This is a genomic window from Blautia sp. AF19-10LB, assembly GCF_003461245.1.
GTDB lineage: Bacteria > Bacillota > Clostridia > Lachnospirales > Lachnospiraceae > Blautia_A > Blautia_A intestinihominis.
Genome location: NZ_QTWS01000014.1, coordinates 14,151 through 31,150 on the forward strand (window position 1 = coordinate 14,151; position 17,000 = coordinate 31,150).

The 17,000-nt window shown below is 43.0% G+C and carries 26 protein-coding genes; all 26 read right to left on the reverse strand.

Annotated features, from left to right (window positions below; translation table 11 throughout):
• Positions 1-94: 94 nt before the first annotated feature.
• The 26 genes from DWX28_RS09220 to rpsQ all read right to left on the reverse strand — a co-directional run bounded on the left by DWX28_RS09220 (position 95) and on the right by rpsQ (position 16,995).
• The gene (locus DWX28_RS09220; protein WP_118252526.1) at positions 95-1,564 is read right to left on the reverse strand and encodes a substrate-binding domain-containing protein; all 1,470 of its coding nucleotides are present in this window, start codon (positions 1,562-1,564) and stop codon (positions 95-97) included.
• 1 nt (position 1,565) lies between these two features.
• Entirely contained in the window at positions 1,566-2,177 is a 612-nt protein-coding gene (locus DWX28_RS09225) for a WYL domain-containing protein (RefSeq protein ID WP_118252527.1), read from the reverse strand.
• A 135-nt stretch (positions 2,178-2,312) separates the two neighbouring features.
• The gene (locus DWX28_RS09230) at positions 2,313-3,032 is read right to left on the reverse strand and encodes a type 1 glutamine amidotransferase (RefSeq protein WP_022214837.1); all 720 of its coding nucleotides are present in this window, start codon (positions 3,030-3,032) and stop codon (positions 2,313-2,315) included.
• On the reverse strand, positions 3,029-4,366 hold the full coding sequence (locus DWX28_RS09235; protein WP_118252528.1) for a MurT ligase domain-containing protein: 1,338 nt from the start codon (positions 4,364-4,366) through the stop codon (positions 3,029-3,031). The genes DWX28_RS09230 and DWX28_RS09235 overlap by 4 nt, the downstream gene beginning before the upstream one ends.
• 115 nt (positions 4,367-4,481) lie before the next feature.
• Positions 4,482-5,222 (reverse strand): LytR/AlgR family response regulator transcription factor, encoded by a 741-nt coding sequence (locus DWX28_RS09240; RefSeq protein WP_158565301.1) that lies wholly within the window; start codon positions 5,220-5,222, stop codon positions 4,482-4,484.
• 264 nt (positions 5,223-5,486) lie between these two features.
• The gene (locus DWX28_RS09245; RefSeq protein ID WP_022214840.1) at positions 5,487-6,023 is read right to left on the reverse strand and encodes a bL17 family ribosomal protein; all 537 of its coding nucleotides are present in this window, start codon (positions 6,021-6,023) and stop codon (positions 5,487-5,489) included.
• 94 nt (positions 6,024-6,117) lie between these two features.
• Positions 6,118-7,077 carry a DNA-directed RNA polymerase subunit alpha gene (locus tag DWX28_RS09250; RefSeq protein WP_022214841.1) on the reverse strand — a complete coding sequence of 320 codons (960 nt, stop codon included), beginning with the start codon at positions 7,075-7,077 and terminating at the stop codon, positions 6,118-6,120.
• Positions 7,078-7,174: 97 nt separating this feature from the next.
• Complete coding sequence (rpsD, locus tag DWX28_RS09255; protein ID WP_118252530.1) at positions 7,175-7,768, reverse strand: 30S ribosomal protein S4; 594 nt, start codon at positions 7,766-7,768, stop codon at positions 7,175-7,177.
• 18 nt (positions 7,769-7,786) lie between these two features.
• Positions 7,787-8,182 (reverse strand): 30S ribosomal protein S11, encoded by a 396-nt coding sequence (gene rpsK, locus DWX28_RS09260; protein ID WP_022214196.1) that lies wholly within the window; start codon positions 8,180-8,182, stop codon positions 7,787-7,789.
• 50 nt (positions 8,183-8,232) lie between these two features.
• On the reverse strand, positions 8,233-8,601 hold the full coding sequence (gene rpsM, locus DWX28_RS09265; RefSeq protein ID WP_022214197.1) for a 30S ribosomal protein S13: 369 nt from the start codon (positions 8,599-8,601) through the stop codon (positions 8,233-8,235).
• A 284-nt stretch (positions 8,602-8,885) separates the two neighbouring features.
• Complete coding sequence (rpmJ, locus tag DWX28_RS09270) at positions 8,886-8,999, reverse strand: 50S ribosomal protein L36 (RefSeq protein WP_003497809.1); 114 nt, start codon at positions 8,997-8,999, stop codon at positions 8,886-8,888.
• Between the two features lie 286 nt (positions 9,000-9,285).
• The gene (gene infA, locus DWX28_RS09275; RefSeq protein ID WP_005428560.1) at positions 9,286-9,504 is read right to left on the reverse strand and encodes a translation initiation factor IF-1; all 219 of its coding nucleotides are present in this window, start codon (positions 9,502-9,504) and stop codon (positions 9,286-9,288) included.
• A gap of 22 nt (positions 9,505-9,526) precedes the next feature.
• Positions 9,527-10,282, reverse strand: a complete 756-nt coding sequence (map, locus tag DWX28_RS09280; protein ID WP_022214198.1) for a type I methionyl aminopeptidase — start codon at positions 10,280-10,282, stop codon at positions 9,527-9,529.
• A 4-nt stretch (positions 10,283-10,286) separates the two neighbouring features.
• Positions 10,287-10,931: an adenylate kinase gene (locus DWX28_RS09285; RefSeq protein WP_022214199.1), complete on the reverse strand. Its 645-nt coding sequence runs from the start codon at positions 10,929-10,931 to the stop codon at positions 10,287-10,289.
• A 155-nt stretch (positions 10,932-11,086) separates the two neighbouring features.
• Entirely contained in the window at positions 11,087-12,403 is a 1,317-nt protein-coding gene (secY, locus tag DWX28_RS09290) for a preprotein translocase subunit SecY (protein WP_022214200.1), read from the reverse strand.
• A complete protein-coding gene (rplO, locus tag DWX28_RS09295) occupies positions 12,403-12,843 on the reverse strand; it encodes a 50S ribosomal protein L15 (protein ID WP_118252531.1) in 441 nt (146 codons plus the stop codon). The genes secY and rplO overlap by 1 nt, the downstream gene beginning before the upstream one ends.
• A 44-nt stretch (positions 12,844-12,887) precedes the next feature.
• Positions 12,888-13,070, reverse strand: a complete 183-nt coding sequence (gene rpmD, locus DWX28_RS09300; RefSeq protein ID WP_118252532.1) for a 50S ribosomal protein L30 — start codon at positions 13,068-13,070, stop codon at positions 12,888-12,890.
• Between the two features lie 13 nt (positions 13,071-13,083).
• A complete protein-coding gene (gene rpsE / locus DWX28_RS09305) occupies positions 13,084-13,593 on the reverse strand; it encodes a 30S ribosomal protein S5 (RefSeq protein WP_118252533.1) in 510 nt (169 codons plus the stop codon).
• A gap of 18 nt (positions 13,594-13,611) precedes the next feature.
• Positions 13,612-13,980 (reverse strand): 50S ribosomal protein L18, encoded by a 369-nt coding sequence (gene rplR / locus DWX28_RS09310; RefSeq protein WP_015542258.1) that lies wholly within the window; start codon positions 13,978-13,980, stop codon positions 13,612-13,614.
• Positions 13,981-13,997: 17 nt separating this feature from the next.
• On the reverse strand, positions 13,998-14,537 hold the full coding sequence (gene rplF / locus DWX28_RS09315; RefSeq protein WP_015542257.1) for a 50S ribosomal protein L6: 540 nt from the start codon (positions 14,535-14,537) through the stop codon (positions 13,998-14,000).
• A gap of 141 nt (positions 14,538-14,678) precedes the next feature.
• Positions 14,679-15,080: a 30S ribosomal protein S8 gene (rpsH, locus tag DWX28_RS09320; RefSeq protein WP_005424990.1), complete on the reverse strand. Its 402-nt coding sequence runs from the start codon at positions 15,078-15,080 to the stop codon at positions 14,679-14,681.
• Between the two features lie 194 nt (positions 15,081-15,274).
• Entirely contained in the window at positions 15,275-15,460 is a 186-nt protein-coding gene (locus tag DWX28_RS09325) for a type Z 30S ribosomal protein S14 (protein ID WP_005424988.1), read from the reverse strand.
• Between the two features lie 14 nt (positions 15,461-15,474).
• Complete coding sequence (rplE, locus tag DWX28_RS09330) at positions 15,475-16,014, reverse strand: 50S ribosomal protein L5 (RefSeq protein WP_118252534.1); 540 nt, start codon at positions 16,012-16,014, stop codon at positions 15,475-15,477.
• Positions 16,015-16,035: 21 nt separating this feature from the next.
• Entirely contained in the window at positions 16,036-16,347 is a 312-nt protein-coding gene (gene rplX, locus DWX28_RS09335) for a 50S ribosomal protein L24 (RefSeq protein WP_118252535.1), read from the reverse strand.
• Positions 16,348-16,358: 11 nt separating this feature from the next.
• On the reverse strand, positions 16,359-16,727 hold the full coding sequence (gene rplN, locus DWX28_RS09340) for a 50S ribosomal protein L14 (protein WP_005424985.1): 369 nt from the start codon (positions 16,725-16,727) through the stop codon (positions 16,359-16,361).
• Between the two features lie 13 nt (positions 16,728-16,740).
• Positions 16,741-16,995, reverse strand: coding sequence for a 30S ribosomal protein S17 (rpsQ, locus tag DWX28_RS09345; RefSeq protein ID WP_008707264.1), 255 nt, complete (start codon positions 16,993-16,995; stop codon positions 16,741-16,743).
• Between the last annotated feature and the right edge of the window lie 5 nt (positions 16,996-17,000).

The window sequence follows — 17,000 nt, forward strand, 5'->3', positions numbered from 1 at the left end:
CGTCCACAGTAAAATTTATCGCAAAGCGCACAAAACAACAGCCGGAACAAAGTCTTAATGCTCTGTTCCGGCTGTATTTTTGTATCTTTACTTATTATTTCTTTGCCTTTTCGGTCGGTGTTGGTGTCTCCGTAGCGGTTGGCTTCGGCGTAGAAGTCGGCTTCTTTGTCGGCTCCGCCTTTTCCGTTGGAGTTGGTGTTTCTGTCTCAGCTGGTGTCGGGGAAACTTCCTCCGGTGTTTCCGTTGGAGTCACCGTCGGCTCTGCTGCCTCAGTCGGTGTGACCGGCTCCGGTGTCTCTGTCGGGTCCGGCTCTACTTCCTTCTCTGAATAATATCCATTGTCGATCAGGATCTCATAGTTATCCCTGTCGATCATCTGCGACTCACAGAGATAAGTTCCTATGATCTTGACGCCATTGTCATACTGCTCGTAATCATTGACTTCCGGATCATCCTCTCCGTGGAGATATACATTTACCATCTCCTCGCACTGATCCGCAAGTTCTCTGAAATCCATAAATACACTGAATGCCTGTGTGCCGGATGCTATACGCTTCACTGCATCCTCCTTGCAGCCATTTCCCGTGATCATCGGCCAGATATCTGTTCCCGGAACTACACCAGCCTCCTGAAGTGCTTCCTGCACGGCTCCTGCTGCATCGTCAAATCCTGTACAGATGATATCCGGTGCCGCTCCATCTGGATAAAACTGCTCCAGGATCTCTGCTGCACGTGATTTTGCAGTGTTTTTGCTCCATCTCAGGATTCCTGTGTCATCAAAAGAAAGTTTGCCTGATTTGCATACAAGAGTTCCGTCATCCAGATATTCCTGCAGCGTCTCCATCAGACCGTTATACAGAAACAGCGCCTGCGTATCATCCAGAGATCCCATAAAAAATTCGATTGTCCTGGATTCTTTTGCCTCACGGACCTTGTCCAGTTCTTCGCTCTCAATGATCTTCTTGCCGATCATCTGACCGATCTGGCGGCCGCCAAATGTGACATAATATTTGACTGCATTCGTATCCATGATCAGATCATCGTAGGAAAATACCGGAATTTCCGCTTCCTTCACGCTCTCAAGGACACTCTTGAGCCCATAAGGATCCACCGGTGCAATGACGAACGCAGAAACCTCTTCTGCTGTCAGTTCCTGGATCTGGGAAACCTGTCTGGAAACATCGTTCTCGGCATACTCGATCACCGGTTCATATCCATCGTCCTCAAGTGTGCTTTTGAACTCATCTGCATCTCTGGTCCATTTCTCCTCGTTTGGAAGAAGAACGGCGATCTTCTCTCTGGAAGCTTCCGTTGTCTCCTCCGTCTTGTCCTCATTGTCAGAATCTGAGGTTTCTGTTTCCTTTGATGATTTCTGTTTATTTGTTTCTTTATCTGATTTTGCTTCCGGAGTCGGAGTCTCTGTCAGTTCATCCTCTCCTGCTCCCTCTTTTTCTGTCTGTGCACTTTCACTGGCAGCTTCTGTTGCCTCATTCTTGCCACATCCGCCAAGTACAGTCGTTGTCAGAAAAATGCCTAATAAAAGATATGCTGTCTTTTTTTTCATGTTAAATTCCTTTATATTCCTTTGCGAGAAGTTTCAGATAGTCTCTATAGGCTGCCGCTGTCTTCTTTGGCTTGACGATCGTAACGTCCCTTCCCATTGCAGTCAGCCATCCAAAAAACTGCGGACCGGATATCTGTGGTACTGTAACGGATATGTATCCGGCTTCTTTTGTCTTGTAATTTCCATGAGTGCCAAAATATTCCTGAACTTCTTTTTCTCTTGTCTCCCTGCACAGAAGTTTCATAGGTTTCTCTGTATCCTGGATCTCGCTCTCGTCCAGAACAAAATGCTTTACCAGTACTTCTTTAACAACCGGCTGTACTTTCTCTTTGTTCTGTCTGACTGCAGGTTTCAGCACTGTTTCCTTCTTTTCTTCTGCATTCCGACCTGCAAGATAATAGCCGCCCGGTCTTCCTCGTTTATATTTTATGTCCAGTCCAAACTCTCTCAGCGCGTCTAAATCATCATAAATACTTTTACGCTCCGCATTGACTCCACATTCTGTCAGTTTCTCAAGGATCTCCTGCATAGTTACTGCACGGTTCTCCCCGGTCTCCCCAAGCAGATGTTCCAAAACCAGTATTTTTGCTTTCTGATTACGTGATTTCGCCATTTTTGTCCCCTTGTTTGCCCTTTTATGATTATGATTGTCTTTTGCAAAAAGAAGGTGTCAAAAGCATTTGGCTCTCAGCACCTTCGTGACCTTTTATATTTGAATTATATCCTCACCATATTTTGAATGCAAGTACTATTTGAGGAATCTGTGACAGATATAATCGTTGGCTTCTTTTTCCTGGCTGTCGTCAAGCGGGGTAAGCTCTGTCTGCTCTCCGTATTTCTTCTGCAGTGCGTGCAGGATCAGCCAGTCCGCAAGCTGCGGGTTCTTCGGAAGCAGCGGTCCATGGAGGTAGGTTCCGATCACATTCTTGTACACAACACCTTCATAACCGGATTTACCGTCATTTCCAGAACCATAGAGAACTTTGCCAAGCGGTTTGTTATCGTTGATACATGTCCTTCCACCGTGGTTCTCAAAACCGACGACCGGCATCTCAAACAGGTCGCTCTGAAGGACGATGTTGCTGATGAGACGGCCCTCCTCCTGCTCTGTATACATATCTACAAGTTCCAGCCCCTTGATCGTTCCCTGGTCCGTCTTGTAGTAATTTCCAAGGAGCTGATAACCGCCGCAGATAGCGATAACGACTCCATTATCCTCTACATATGCCTTGAAATCCTTCTGGATCTCCTTGAGTTTCTCACAGACAAGCATCTGCTCCCTGTCGGAACCGCCTCCCAGAAGCACGATATCAAGTTTGGAAAAATCAATCTTGTCATCGATCTCGTAGGCGATGGTTTCTGCCTCGATTCCTCTCCACTGGCATCTCTTCATCAGGCACTGGATATTGCCTCTGTCCCCGTAAAGATTCAGGAGATCCGGATATAAATGTCCTATCGTAAGTTTCATTTCTGCTCTCCCTCCAGCTTCTTGAGTATATTTCTGGTACTGAACAGTGCTGTATAGTTTACAAGCACATACAGATTTCCGGTTCCGTCAGCCACGCGGCTGCGGATCGCCTTCTCGACATCAGCTTCCAGCATGGTCGGAATATCTACGTATTTCATTCGAAGACGCATATCCTGGCATCGGATACCGCTGACTGTGATGGAGCGGATGCTCTCCTCCTGGAAGCGGTCAAAATCCACATCCCATAGCCAGGAAATATCGATTCCATCCTGTGCATTGTCGTTGATCGCGATGAGCACATCCTTCGGCATGCTGTCCTGCATCACGGCAGAAATATTCTGGTTAAAACCTGCCGGGTTCTTTGCAAGGTTCAGTGTCACACTGGTTCCCTGGATACGGAACTGTTCCATACGACCGTTCTCCGGATTGAATTTCTTAAGCATATCCTGGAAATGTTCCGCCTTAAATCCGGCCGTGCGGATTCCCGCATAGGCAGCCAGAATATTGTATACGTTATAAAATCCCTTGTAATTTGCAGTGATCTTATGATCTTCCACACGGAAAGAAAGCTGGTCTCCTACCTGTACATCAGAAGCATCATATTCTGGAACCGGTCTATGGAAACCGCATTTCGGGCATTTGTAATCACCAAGCTGGCTATAATGATAAAAACTGTACTGTAATCTCTCGCCGCAGCGTTTGCAGAAACGACCCTCCCGGATCTCATTTGTCTTGCTCTTCATGACAGCTTTGCTGATTCCGTAGTACGTACAGGCATTTCCGCTGTCCATTGCAAGATAAGCAGACAATGCATCATCTCCGTTTACCACAAGTTTCATCTTTGGCACTTTGCGGATCATTTCTTCGAGAATATTCATGGTGATATCGATCTCACCATAGCGGTCAAGCTGATCGCGGAAAAGGTTCGTCATAACCATATAATCCGGCTTGATCTGCGGAAAAATATATCTCGTGGATGCCTCATCTACTTCAATGCAGGCATAATCTGCCTTGATATGTCCGTTCAGTCCTGCCCCAAGTACAAATGCCGCCACAACACCATTCAACATATTGGAGCCGGTATGGTTACAGATGACTTTCTGTCCCTCTGCCTCCAGTGCTGCACAGAGCATGTTGTTGGTCGTAGTCTTACCATTGGTACCGCATACTACAAAAATGTCTTTTTTGACTTCCCCTGCCAGTTCTTTCAGTACAGGCGGATATATCTTAAGTGCGATCTTGCCTGCCCATGTCACACCCTGGCGTCCCATCTTCTTGCAGGCAAAGCCAGTTGCCTTGGCAGCCCAGACTGCCAGTATTCTTCTAATATTCATGTGTTCTGTTCCTTTTATTTTAACTTTATAGTTCCTACTGATTTTACGACAATTTTCCTGATTTAGCAACTGTCTTCGAAAAGTTAGCAAAAAAAGGCAGACACCTGTATCTGATTTATTTGGTAAAAAGTTCTTTTTCGTTCAGATAATTACGATATTGTTTTTGCGCTTCCTTCATATATGTTCTGGAAACAGGCACTACAATGTCTCTCATAATAAAGCCATCAGCCTTCATTCCCATTGTCTTGTTCATATTGACAAAAAAGCTCTGGTGACAGCGAAGAAAAGAACTGCCTTTCAGCTGATCCTCAAAATCACAGAGTTTTCCTCTGCAATGGATAATTCCTCCATCTTCCATATGAAAATTTACTGTGTGAAGACTGCTTGAAATATACTGGATCTCACTGTGTCTGATCGTATAAAACCGGGAACGATAGCGAAAACAGACACTTCTCTCTTCCATAGATCTATCACTGTATCTCTGCACATTGCTATCCAGAAAATAAAAAATTTTTTCAATTTTTTCATACGTCAGTGGTTTAAGAAGATACTGAAGTGCAAACACCTCAAATGCCTGTCTGTAATATTTCTCACTCTTTGTCATAAATATGATTCCAACTTTTTTGTTGACTTTCCGTATTTCCTGTGCAACCCATATTCCATTTTCCTCTTCAAACTCAATCTCCATGAAAATAAGCTGAAACTGATTTGGATTCTCGGTCATACGATTGAGCAGCTGGTGACTTTTTGTAAGTTTTGTGATTTCAGCATCTGGAAGTAACTTTCGTACATATTCTTCAAGAACTCCTGCATCCCTGGAATTCCCATCACAAATAGCAATTGTAATTGGTTTCATTAAATTCTCTCTTTCTAAAATATTTCTCTTTTGCATACGCCAATTATATCATATTTCTGAATTCACTTTTACCCCCCCCCTAATTTTTTTGACGTTTTTGCTGTTAAATATGACGTTCTTGCAAAATATGACGTTTTCTCATAGCAAATTTAAAATTCCTGTACATTTCCTGTCACATTTTCATAGAAAAAGGACATCTATTCCTTTTGATAAAAAAAAGAGAAGATATCCTGCTATGAATATCTTCTCCTGATTTCTGTCAAATTATACTAACTCGATCAGAACTTCCATTGCTGCGTCACCTTTACGCGGTCCGATCTTAACGATTCTTGTGTAACCACCGTTACGATCTGCATATTTCGGTGCGATCTCTTCGAACATCTTCTTGGTCATGTCGATGTCTTTTGTGTTTTTCTTCTTTCCAGCAGCTTTGGTCGGAACTTCTTTTACCGGGTAGAATACTTTAGCCATCTGACGACGAGCGTGCAGTCTGGATGGAGCATCTTTGGTAATTTCTTTCTGTACTTCGTCATATACGGTTACTTTCTTTCCGTCTACAACTTCTTTTACTCTCTTACCGTCAGCATCTTTACGAGCAACTTTTGCAGTTACAGTAACTGTCTCGAAGTTGTCTTTCTCGCGAACTGCCATAGCGATAAGGCTTTCAGCGATCTTGCGGATCTCTTTAGCTTTAGCTTCAGTGGTAACGATTTTTCCGTTGTACAGAAGGTTTGTTACCTGGTTTCTTAACAGAGCTTTTCTCTGATCAGAAGTTCTGCTTAATTTTCTATATTTTGCCATGTTATTTTCCTCCATCTGCGGGACATCCATACATGCTAGTTCGGTCTTACTGCATGAATGCTTAGGCATCCCCGCTCAAATTATTAAGAAGTGCTTATTCTTCAGTTGGCTGAAGCTGTAAGCCCAGTTCTTTCAGTTTAGCAAGTACTTCTTCTAATGACTTACGACCAAGGTTACGAACCTTCATCATATCATCAGAAGTTCTGTTGCAAAGTTCTTCAACTGTGTTGATTCCGGCTCTCTTCAGGCAGTTATAAGAACGAACGGAAAGTTCGAGCTCATCAATGCTCATCTCCAGAACCTTTTCTTTCTCATTGTCTTCTTTCTCGATCATGACTTCTGCAGTCTTTGCATTCTCAGAAAGATCAATGAACAGGCTCAGATGTTCACTCAGTACCTTCGCAGCGAGGCTGACAGCCTCATCCGGATCCAGTGTTCCATTGGTATATACATCCAATGTAAGTTTATCGAAATCAGTAACCTGACCAACACGGGTGTTCTCTACAACCATGTTTACACGGTCAACCGGTGTGTAGATTGCATCAACTGCAATTACGCCGATCGGCATGTCGTCAGTTTTGGCTTTATCAGCACCGATGTAACCACGGCCACGGGTAATTGTAAGCTCCATAGCCAGTCTGCAGTCCTTGCCTCCGTTAAGAGTAGCAATGATCTGATCTGGATTCATGATTTCGATATCCTGATCTGCCTGGATGTCAGCTGCTGTTACAACACCAGATCCCTCACACTCGATATATGCGGTCTTTGGCTCATTGTCTGTGCTGGTATTTTTGATAGCAAGGCTTTTCAGATTCATGATGATCTCTGAAACGTCTTCTTTTACGCCCGGAATAGAGCTGAATTCATGAAGAACTCCATCGATCTTAACCTGGCTTACTGCTGCTCCCGGGAGGGAGGACAGCATAATTCTTCTGAGAGAATTACCAAGTGTAGTACCATATCCTCTTTCCAGAGGCTCTACTACGAATCTGCCAAACTTTTTATCTTCGGAAATTTCCGTAATTTCGATTTTTGGTTTATTAAAATCAAACACTATATGGTTCCCTCCTTCTGGGTATTCAACATTTGAGGGTATTAACGAATGCTGTAACTGTGAAGAAAACTCCCCACAGTTACTCGTGTTCTAATTATTATTTAGAATACAGCTCGACGATAAGCATTTCGTTTACCGGAACATCAATTGCTTCTCTTCTTGGAAGTTCTTTTACAGTTCCGCTTAAAGCTTCCTGATTAACATCGATCCATTCCGGAACAAGTCTTCCACCTGTTACTTCCAGAATTCCTTTGTATCTCTCAGAACCTTTGCATTTTTCTTTGATTTCAACTGTGTCACCAGCTTTTACAAGGTAAGACGGAATGTTTACACATTTTCCGTTTACAAGTACGTGTTTGTGGTCAACGATCTGACGAGCTTCACGTCTTGTTCTTGCAAATCCCATACGGAATACTACGTTGTCAAGTCTGCTCTCAAGAAGGACCATAAGGTTTTCACCAGTCTGTCCCGGCATTCTGTCAGCTTTGTTGTAGTAGTTGTGGAAAGGTTTTTCCAGAACTCCGTAGATGAATTTTGCTTTCTGTTTTTCTCTTAACTGTAAACCGTACTCAGACATTTTTCTGTTTGCACGTTTTAACTGTCTTGTGGATTTTTTATCAATTCCTAAATAAATCGGATCCAGGCCAAGGGATCTGCATCTTTTCAGAACAGGAACTCTATTTACTGCCATTTCAAGCTACCTCCTAAATTAGACTCTTCTACGTTTTGGTGGACGGCATCCGTTGTGCGGAACCGGTGTTACGTCACGGATACTTGTTACTTCAAGGCCGCAAGCCTGAAGTGCACGAATTGCAGCTTCACGTCCTGATCCTGGTCCTTTAACCATAACATCAACAGTTTTTAATCCATGAATCAGAGCAGCTTTTGTTGCAGTCTCTGCTGCCATCTGTGCTGCATAAGGGGTAGATTTTCTTGAACCTCTAAATCCCAGACCGCCGGCACTTGCCCATGAAAGAGCGTTTCCTTCGTTGTCAGTCAGAGTAACAATTGTATTGTTAAAGGATGACTGGATATGTGCCTGTCCGTGTTCAACGTTTTTCTTAACACGACGTTTAGTAGTCGCTTTTCTGGTTGTCTTTGCCATTTTAAAACTAACCTACACTTTCCTATATATAATCAATTATTTGTTACGAATTATTTCTTCTTATTAGCAACAGTTCTCTTAGGACCCTTGCGAGTTCTAGCGTTTGTTTTGGTCTTCTGGCCACGAACCGGAAGTCCTTTACGATGACGGATACCACGGTAGCATCCGATTTCCTGCAGTCTCTTGATATTCATAGCGATTTCACGACGAAGATCACCTTCAACTGTCATTGTTTCATCAATAACAGCACTGATTTTCTTTACATCATCGTCTGTCAGATCTCTGACACGGATGTCAGGATTTACTCCTGCCTGTGCAAGAATCTTGTCTGCACTTGTTCTGCCGATACCATAGATATAGGTAAGGCCGATTTCGATACGTTTGTCTCTTGGTAAATCTACACCAGCTATACGAGCCATGTACTGTTTCCTCCATTTTCTTTTTGAAAGTCGTCTGAACCGTACCACTTGCAATCTCGCAAGGTGAAATAGGGTACATCTTCAAAAACTCTCGATTTTTCTAGTTTCCTAATTGGGGTGCCTCGGTAAAACACCCAGCCGCCTTTGGCGAAAAGCGACCTTTCCGAAATTTTGTTGCCTCTCGGTATTAGGCAATACATGCTTCTTTAATAAAATATTAAAACAGTCCGAACAACCCTTCCGGGTGTATCAAACTGCAGCCGCACGTTTCACAAATCAGTCAATCAACCCTGACGCTGTTTGTGTTTTGGATTTTCACAGATTACTCTGATAGATCCTTTTCTTTTGATGATCTTGCATTTCTCGCAGATCGGCTTTACAGATGATCTTACTTTCACTGGAAATCCTCCTTTTCCGTAATATAGGCTTGAATCTGCAGTTCATACACGCCTCAGCGCGTACAACCAGTATAATAACATTCTATTCCAAGAATTGCAAGCCCTAAATCAAATTTTTTTCATGTTTTTCAGAGGAAACAAAAAAACACCACGCCGTGGTGTTTTTTGCATTTCCTCATCACTATACCCACACACTCCCCCACACCACAACGCGCGTGGCCAACAGGGGGTGTGTGAGGGGGACACGCGGCCTTCGCGGAACTCTGAGCCTGTCCCCCTCACGGTTTTATTTATCTCGCCAGATAATCCGGCCTTTTGAAAGATCATATGGAGAAAGTTCAATAGTAACTTTATCTCCAGGAAGAATACGGATGAAGTTCATACGCAGCTTTCCGCTGATATGAGCCAATACCACATGCTTATTTTCCAGTTCTACTTTGAACATTGCATTAGGCAGCTTCTCCAGTACAGTACCTTCCACTTCAATTACATCTGCTTTTGACATTAAAAACCTCCTGTGTCATCTGTCATTTTGTAAGAGTCAGAATTTCCGGTTCTCCATCCGTGATCAGAATCGTATTTTCGTAATGTGCAGAAAGAGATCCGTCCATAGTTACAACTGTCCACTCATCATCCTCCCATGCAACATCTGCACGGCCAAGGTTGATCATCGGTTCAATCGCAAGTGTCATACCCGGCATCAGTTTGATGCCTCTGCGCTTCTGCGGGAAATTCGGGATCTGCGGATCCTCATGAAGATGAGTTCCGATTCCGTGTCCTACGAGGTCACGAACGATACCGTAATTGAATTTCGCTGCATAAGCACCGATTGCTTTGGAAATATCATTCAGATGATTTCCTGCTTTTGCAAATTTAATTCCTTCAAAGAAGCTCTGCTTTGTTACTTCCATAAGCTGTCTTGCTTCCGGTGAAACTTCACCTACCGCATAAGTACGTGCGGCATCTGAATGATAACCTTTGTAGATCAGTCCGGCATCGATCTTGACAAGATCGCCTTCCTGGATGATCTTATGTCTGGACGGAATCCCGTGTACTACTTCATCATTGAGGCTGATGCAGAATGATGCGGGAAAGCCCTCATAATTTAAAAAGTTTGGAGTGCAGCCCATAGAGCGGATCATATCCTCACCGATACGGTCCAGTTCTTTTGTGCTGATTCCCGGCCTGATATGAGAAGCCAGTTCATCATGAACCTTTTCCAGTAAATGACCGGCATGTCTCATAAGCTCGATTTCATGTTCTGACTTAATAGAAACTGACATTTTCTTATTCTCCCAAGATCTCGACGATTGCCTGGAACACTTCGTCCAGGGAACGAGTTCCGTCTACTGTCTTTAATACGCCCTGCTCTGTATAGTAGTCAATCAATGGCTGTGTCTGTTCGTGGTAAACCTTCAGACGCTTGGAAACTGTTTCCGGTTTGTCATCGTCACGCAGTACCAGTGTCTCACCACAGGTATCGCATACATTCTCTGTCTTCGGTGCTGCATACACGATATGATAAGTAGCTCCGCATTTCAGGCAGGCTCTTCTGCCTGACATACGATTAACGATGTTTTCATCCGGAACATCAACATCGATTGCATAATCAATGCCGCTTCCGAGTTTCTTAAGAGCTTCTGTCAGGCACTCTGCCTGAGGAATCGTTCTCGGGAAACCATCCAGTACATAACCATTTTTGGCATCATCCTGCTGGATTCTGTCTACTACGAGGTCGCAGGTTAATTCATCTGGTACCAAAAGCCCCTGATCCATATATGTTTTTGCTTTTTTGCCTAATTCAGTACCATTCTTGATGTTTGCACGGAAAATATCTCCTGTGGAAATGTGCGGAATCCCGTATTTCGCTGCAATTTTCTTTGCCTGAGTTCCTTTTCCGGCACCTGGTGCACCCAACATAATAATTCGCATAACAAATACCCTCCTTTTCTTTATGAAGCATATAGGGTCAGTCACCCTTTCGGTGCTGCCCGGACAGGAAAAACAAATGCCACTGTTACCGTAACAAATAAATTTCGCCTGTACCAAATCAAGGCTGTGACGCTTACGCACCACAACCTTCATTTTTAGTTGTTCAGGAAGCCTTTGTAATTGCGGACAAGTAACTGGGACTCAATCTGTTTCACAGTCTCAAGTACAACACCAACCACGATGATGATAGATGTTCCACCGAAGGAAACGTTTGCCCCGAAGACTCCGTTGAAGAAGAACGGAATAACTGCCACAATGATCAGACCTACCGCACCTATAAATATAATATAATTTAGCATTTTAGTCAAATAATCTGATGTAGGTTTTCCTGGACGGATGCCCGGGATAAATCCCCCCTGCTTTTTGATATTATCTGCAACTTCCAGTGGATTGAATGTAATGGAAGTGTAGAAATATGCAAAGAATACGCAGAGTACTACGTATACCAGCAGACCCCAGGTATATTTGATCTGGGATGGATTACACCAGTTACTTGAGGAAAGTCCTCTCAGAATCTCACTTCCAATGCCAGTTCCGTTTGTTTTACCGGCAAACTGCGCGATAACGCCCGGGAAGGACATAATGGAAGAAGCAAAGATGATCGGGATAACGCCGGCAGTGTTGACTTTCAGCGGAATATTGGTGGACTGACCACCCATCATTTTTCTTCCTACCATCTTTCTGGAATACTGAACAGGAATTCTTCTCTCTGCTCCATTAAGAATAAGGACAAATACTACTACAACAAGGATAATTGCGAAGATGATAACACCTGCAAGTGTTCCTTTTGCAATTGTTTTCCCCTTAATAAAATTCTCATAAAGAGTTGTCATATCACTCGGGATACGGGAAATGATGTTTACCGCAAGTACGATAGAAATACCATTTCCAACACCTTTTTCAGTGATACGTTCGCCGATCCACATTAACATTGCAGATCCTGCTGTCAGACTGGCGATCACGACGATTGCCTTAAGAATGTTCATATCCTGTACGATATTTCCGCGGGCAAATCCGATTGTCATTGCAATAGACTCAAACAGTGCGAGTCCAATTGTGACATAACGGGTAATCGCTGTCATCTTTTTTCTTCCCTCTTCACCATCTCTGTGCATTTCCTCCAGAGCAGGAATTGCAATTGTAAGAAGCTGAATGATAATGGAAGAAGTAATGTACGGTGTAATGTTCAATGCGAATACGGACATGCTCTCAAAAGAGCCACCGGTGAATGCATCAAAGAAATTGAATGCATCACCGGTATTACTCCGAAACCACTGTTTGAATACATCACTGTCCACACCCGGAATCGGGAGCTGTGAACCGATACGGATGACTAAAATCATCCATAAGACGTAGAGAAGTTTTCTCCGCATCTCTTTTACTCTAAAAACACTTTTAAGAGTTTCAAACATTAAATCACCTCTACTGTACCACCTGCAGCTTCGATTTTTGCTTTTGCGGTCTCGCTGACTGCATTAACTTTAACTGTAAGTTTTTTAGTCAGTTCACCGTTTCCAAGAATCTTAACTCCGTCTCCTGCTTTGGAGATTGCGCTGGTAGCAAGTAAAGATTCAACTGTAACTTCTGCTCCGTCCTCAAAACAATTCAGAACGTCAACATTGATTGCGATGATCTCTTTAGAATTTCTGTTCTTGAAGCCCCTCTTAGGAAGACGTCTGTATAAAGGCATCTGTCCACCTTCAAATCCCGGTTTCTTGTGTCCGGAACGAGCTAACTGTCCTTTATGTCCTTTTCCGGCTGTTTTACCGTTTCCAGAACCATGTCCACGGCCTCTTCTGAAGTTATCGCTGTGTTTAGAACCATCTGCTGGTCTTAAGTTTGATAATTCCATCTTTGGCACCTCCTTTTATTTTTTGAAAATACTCTCTGGATATCTTATGCTTCTTCTACCTTTACAAGATGCTGAACCTGCTGGATCATTCCTCTGGTTGCTGCATTGTCAGGCATTTCAACTGTTTTGTGCATTTTTGTAAGTCCCATAGCAACTACAGTCTTTTTGTGTTTCGGAACTGCACCGATTGGAGACTTAACAAGTGTAACCTTTAATGTGTTTGCCATTATTTTGTCCTCCTTATGCCAGAATCTCTTCTACAGATTTTCCGCGAAGTTTTGCAACTTCTTCCGGAGTTTTCAGTTTGCTTAATCCATCGATTGTAGCCAGAACTACGTTCTGTTTATTTCTGGATCCCATACATTTTGTACGGATGTTTTTGATTCCTGCAAGCTCGATGACTGCACGGGCTGGACCACCAGCGATAACTCCAGTACCTTCCGGAGCACGTTTCAGAAGCATCTCAGCACTTCCGAATTTACCTACATAGTCATGAGTGATGGAATTGTTCTCATCTCTTGCAACTGTAACCAGTTTTTTCATGGCATCTTCTTTTCCTTTGCGGATAGCTTCCGGAATTTCAGCTGCCTTTCCTAAACCTGCACCAACATGTCCGTTGCCGTCACCTACTACAACTAAAGCTGTGAAACGGAAGTTACGGCCACCTTTAACAACCTTGGTAACACGTTTGATTGACACTACTTTATCTTCTAATTCTAACTGACTAGCATCAATAAGATTATGTTTCATGTGTCTTGTTCCTCCCTTTTAGAATTTCAGCCCAGCTTCTCTTGCTGCGTCTGCCAGTGCCTTTACTTTACCGTGATAGATATAGCCTCCTCTGTCGAAGACAACGCTCTCGATACCTGCTTCAACTGCTTTCTTTCCGATTACAGTTCCAAGGTATGCTGCAGCTTTTACATCATCAGTATTTTCCAGTTCAGCTTTTACATCTTTCTGAAGAGTAGAAGCAGATACTAAAGTTTTTCCTACAGTGTCATCAATGATCTGTGCATACATATGCTTGTTGGAACGGAATACTGCCAGTCTAGGAGTAGTAGCTGTTCCATTGAGATGATGACGGATTCTTCTATGTTTTTTTTCGCGAATTTCCGCTCTGGATGCTTTATTAATCATATTCTCACTCTCCTTATTTATTTCTTACCAGTCTTACCGACTTTACGTCTGATAACTTCATCAGCATACTTGATACCTTTGCCCTTATATGGCTCCGGTCTTCTCTTATCTCTGATCTCTGCTGCGTACTGGCCAACTTTTTCTTTGCTGATACCGGAAACGATGATCTTGTTTCCATCAACTTTGGATTCCAGACCTTCTGGATCTTCCATCTCTACCGGGTGAGAATATCCCAGAGAAAGAACAAGTTTCTTGCCCTGTTTCTGTGCTCTATAACCTACACCGTTGACTTCAAGCTCTTTTGTGTAGCCTTCGCTTACACCAACAACCATGTTGTGAATAAGGCTTCTTGTCAGACCGTGTAATGCTTTCATTTTCTTAAGATCGTTCGGTCTTGTAACTACTACATGACCATCTTCTACTTTGATTTCCATTTCGGTTGGAAGTGCTCTTTCGAGTGTTCCTTTAGGACCTTTAACGGTTACTACGTTACCTGCAGCTACGCTTACTTCAACGCCTGCCGGAATAGCTACCGGAAGTCTTCCGATTCGTGACATAATATTGTCCTCCTTACTTAAATTGTCGGAGAGAAAAGTTTTCATTTCTCTCTGTTTTCAGTTTGTATCTATCCTTAAATTCGCCCGTGCGCTTACGCGCTGGGCTCATTAAGTTTCGTAGGTCAAATGCTTTCGGTCTGATTACCAAACGAAAGCAAGAACTTCTCCACCAACCTGAAGTTTACGAGCTTCTTTGTCAGTGATTACACCTTTGTTTGTGGAAAGGATTGCGATTCCAAGTCCGCCAAGTACTCTCGGGAGCTCATCTTTACCAGCGTAGATACGAAGACCTGGTTTGGAGATTCTCTTAAGTCCTGTGATGATCTTGTCATTCTTTGTCTCACCGTATTTCAGTGTGATATGGATGGTTTTGAATACGCCATCTTCGATCAGATCGTATTTTGCAATGTATCCTTCATCTACAAGGATGTTTGCGATTGCGATTTTCATTTTGGATGCCGGAACATCTACTGTATCATGTTTTGCAGTGTTAGCGTTACGGATTCTTGTAAGCATATCTGCGATTGGATCACTCATTGTCATGTTAGTTTCCTCCTATTATTCTCTTCTCAGACTTTACATGATTAATATAATAACTTTAGTTTTAACAAATTTGCACCACTTCCCTCAACTAAACTCAACCTTCGTTTACACTCGGTTTCGTTAAGGTTCGGGAAGGACCTCGCACTAAATTCATGCTGCGCCTAATGGCTTGCATTCATTAAGTTGCTTTCGGCCTACCAAGAAGCTTTTTTAACACCCGGGATCTGACCTTTGTATGCCAGTTCACGGAAGCAGATACGGCAGATACCGTATTTTCTCAGGTATGCGTGTGGACGTCCACAGATTCTGCAGCGGCTGTATTCTCTTGTGGAGAATTTCTGTTTGCGCTGCTGTTTGATTTTCATTGCTGTTTTAGCCATTAGAATTCTCCTCCTTATTTAGCAAAAGGCATATTGAACTGAGTTAACAGCTCACGAGCCTCTTCGTCTGTCTTAGCAGTTGTAACGAAGATGATGTCCATACCTCTTACTTTGTCTACCTTATCGTACTCAACTTCTGGGAAGATAAGCTGTTCTTTGATTCCCAGTGCGTAGTTTCCTCTTCCATCGAAAGCGTTCGGGTTAACACCACGGAAGTCACGTACACGAGGAAGAGCAAGGTTGATAAGACGATCAGCGAATTCATACATCTTCTCGCCTCTTAAGGTAACCTTACAACCGATCGGCATACCCTCTCTGATTTTGAAGTTAGCTACTGATTTTTTAGCTTTTGTAGCGATTGCTTTCTGACCTGTGATCAGTTCCATATCAGCGATTGCTGCATCAAGAAGCTTAGCGTTTTCTTTAGCTTCACCAACACCCATGTTGATAACGATCTTATCGAGTTTTGGCACTTCCATAACGTTTTTATATTCAAATTTTTTGGTCATGGCATCCATGATCTCATTTTTGTAAAGTTCTTTTAATCTACTCACTTGTCATGCCTCCTCTCTTAATTAATCGATTACTTTACCTGTTGCTTTAGCAACACGTACTTTTTTGTCTCCATCCATCTGGAATCCAACTCTTGTTGCTTTTCCGTCTATAACGAGCATTACGTTGGAAACGTGAAGAGCAGCTTCTTTTGTTGTGATTCCGCCAGCCTGGTTTGCTGCTGATGGTTTGTTGTGCTTTGTAACCATGTTGATACCTTCAACGATTACGGTGTTGTCTTTTACGTTAACGGCAAGAACTTTGCCTTCTTTGCCTTTATCTTTACCAGCGATTACTTTAACAGTGTCGCCTTTTTTAATTTTCATAGCTGACATTAGGCACCCTCCTATAATACTTCCGGAGCTAAGGAAACGATCTTCATGAATTTCTTCTCACGAAGCTCTCTGGCAACTGGTCCAAAGATACGTGTTCCTTTCGGAGTTAAATCGTCTTTAATGATTACGGCTGCGTTTTCATCGAAACGGATGTAAGATCCGTCTTTACGACGAGCGCCTTTTTTGGTACGAACAACAACAGCTTTAACTACGTCACCTTTTTTAACAACGCCGCCTGGTGTTGCATCTTTAACAGTAGCAACGATAGTATCACCGATGTTTGCATATCTTCTTGTAGAGCCACCCATAACACGGATACAAAGGATTTCTTTTGCACCAGTGTTGTCGGCAACTTTCAGTCTAGTTTCCTGCTGAATCATACTGGTTTCCTCCTTATTTCACTTTCTCTACGATCTCAACCAGTCTCCATCTTTTGTCTTTGGACAGCGGTCTGGTTTCCATTACTTTAACGGTATCACCGATATTGCACTCATTGTTCTCATCATGAGCTTTGAGCTTATATGTTCTCTTTACGATTTTTTTGTAAAGAGGATGTTTTACATGGTCTTCGATAGCAACAACAATGGTCTTGTCCATCTTATTGCTGACAACCTTACCCACACGGGTCTTTCTCAGATTTCTTTCCACGATTA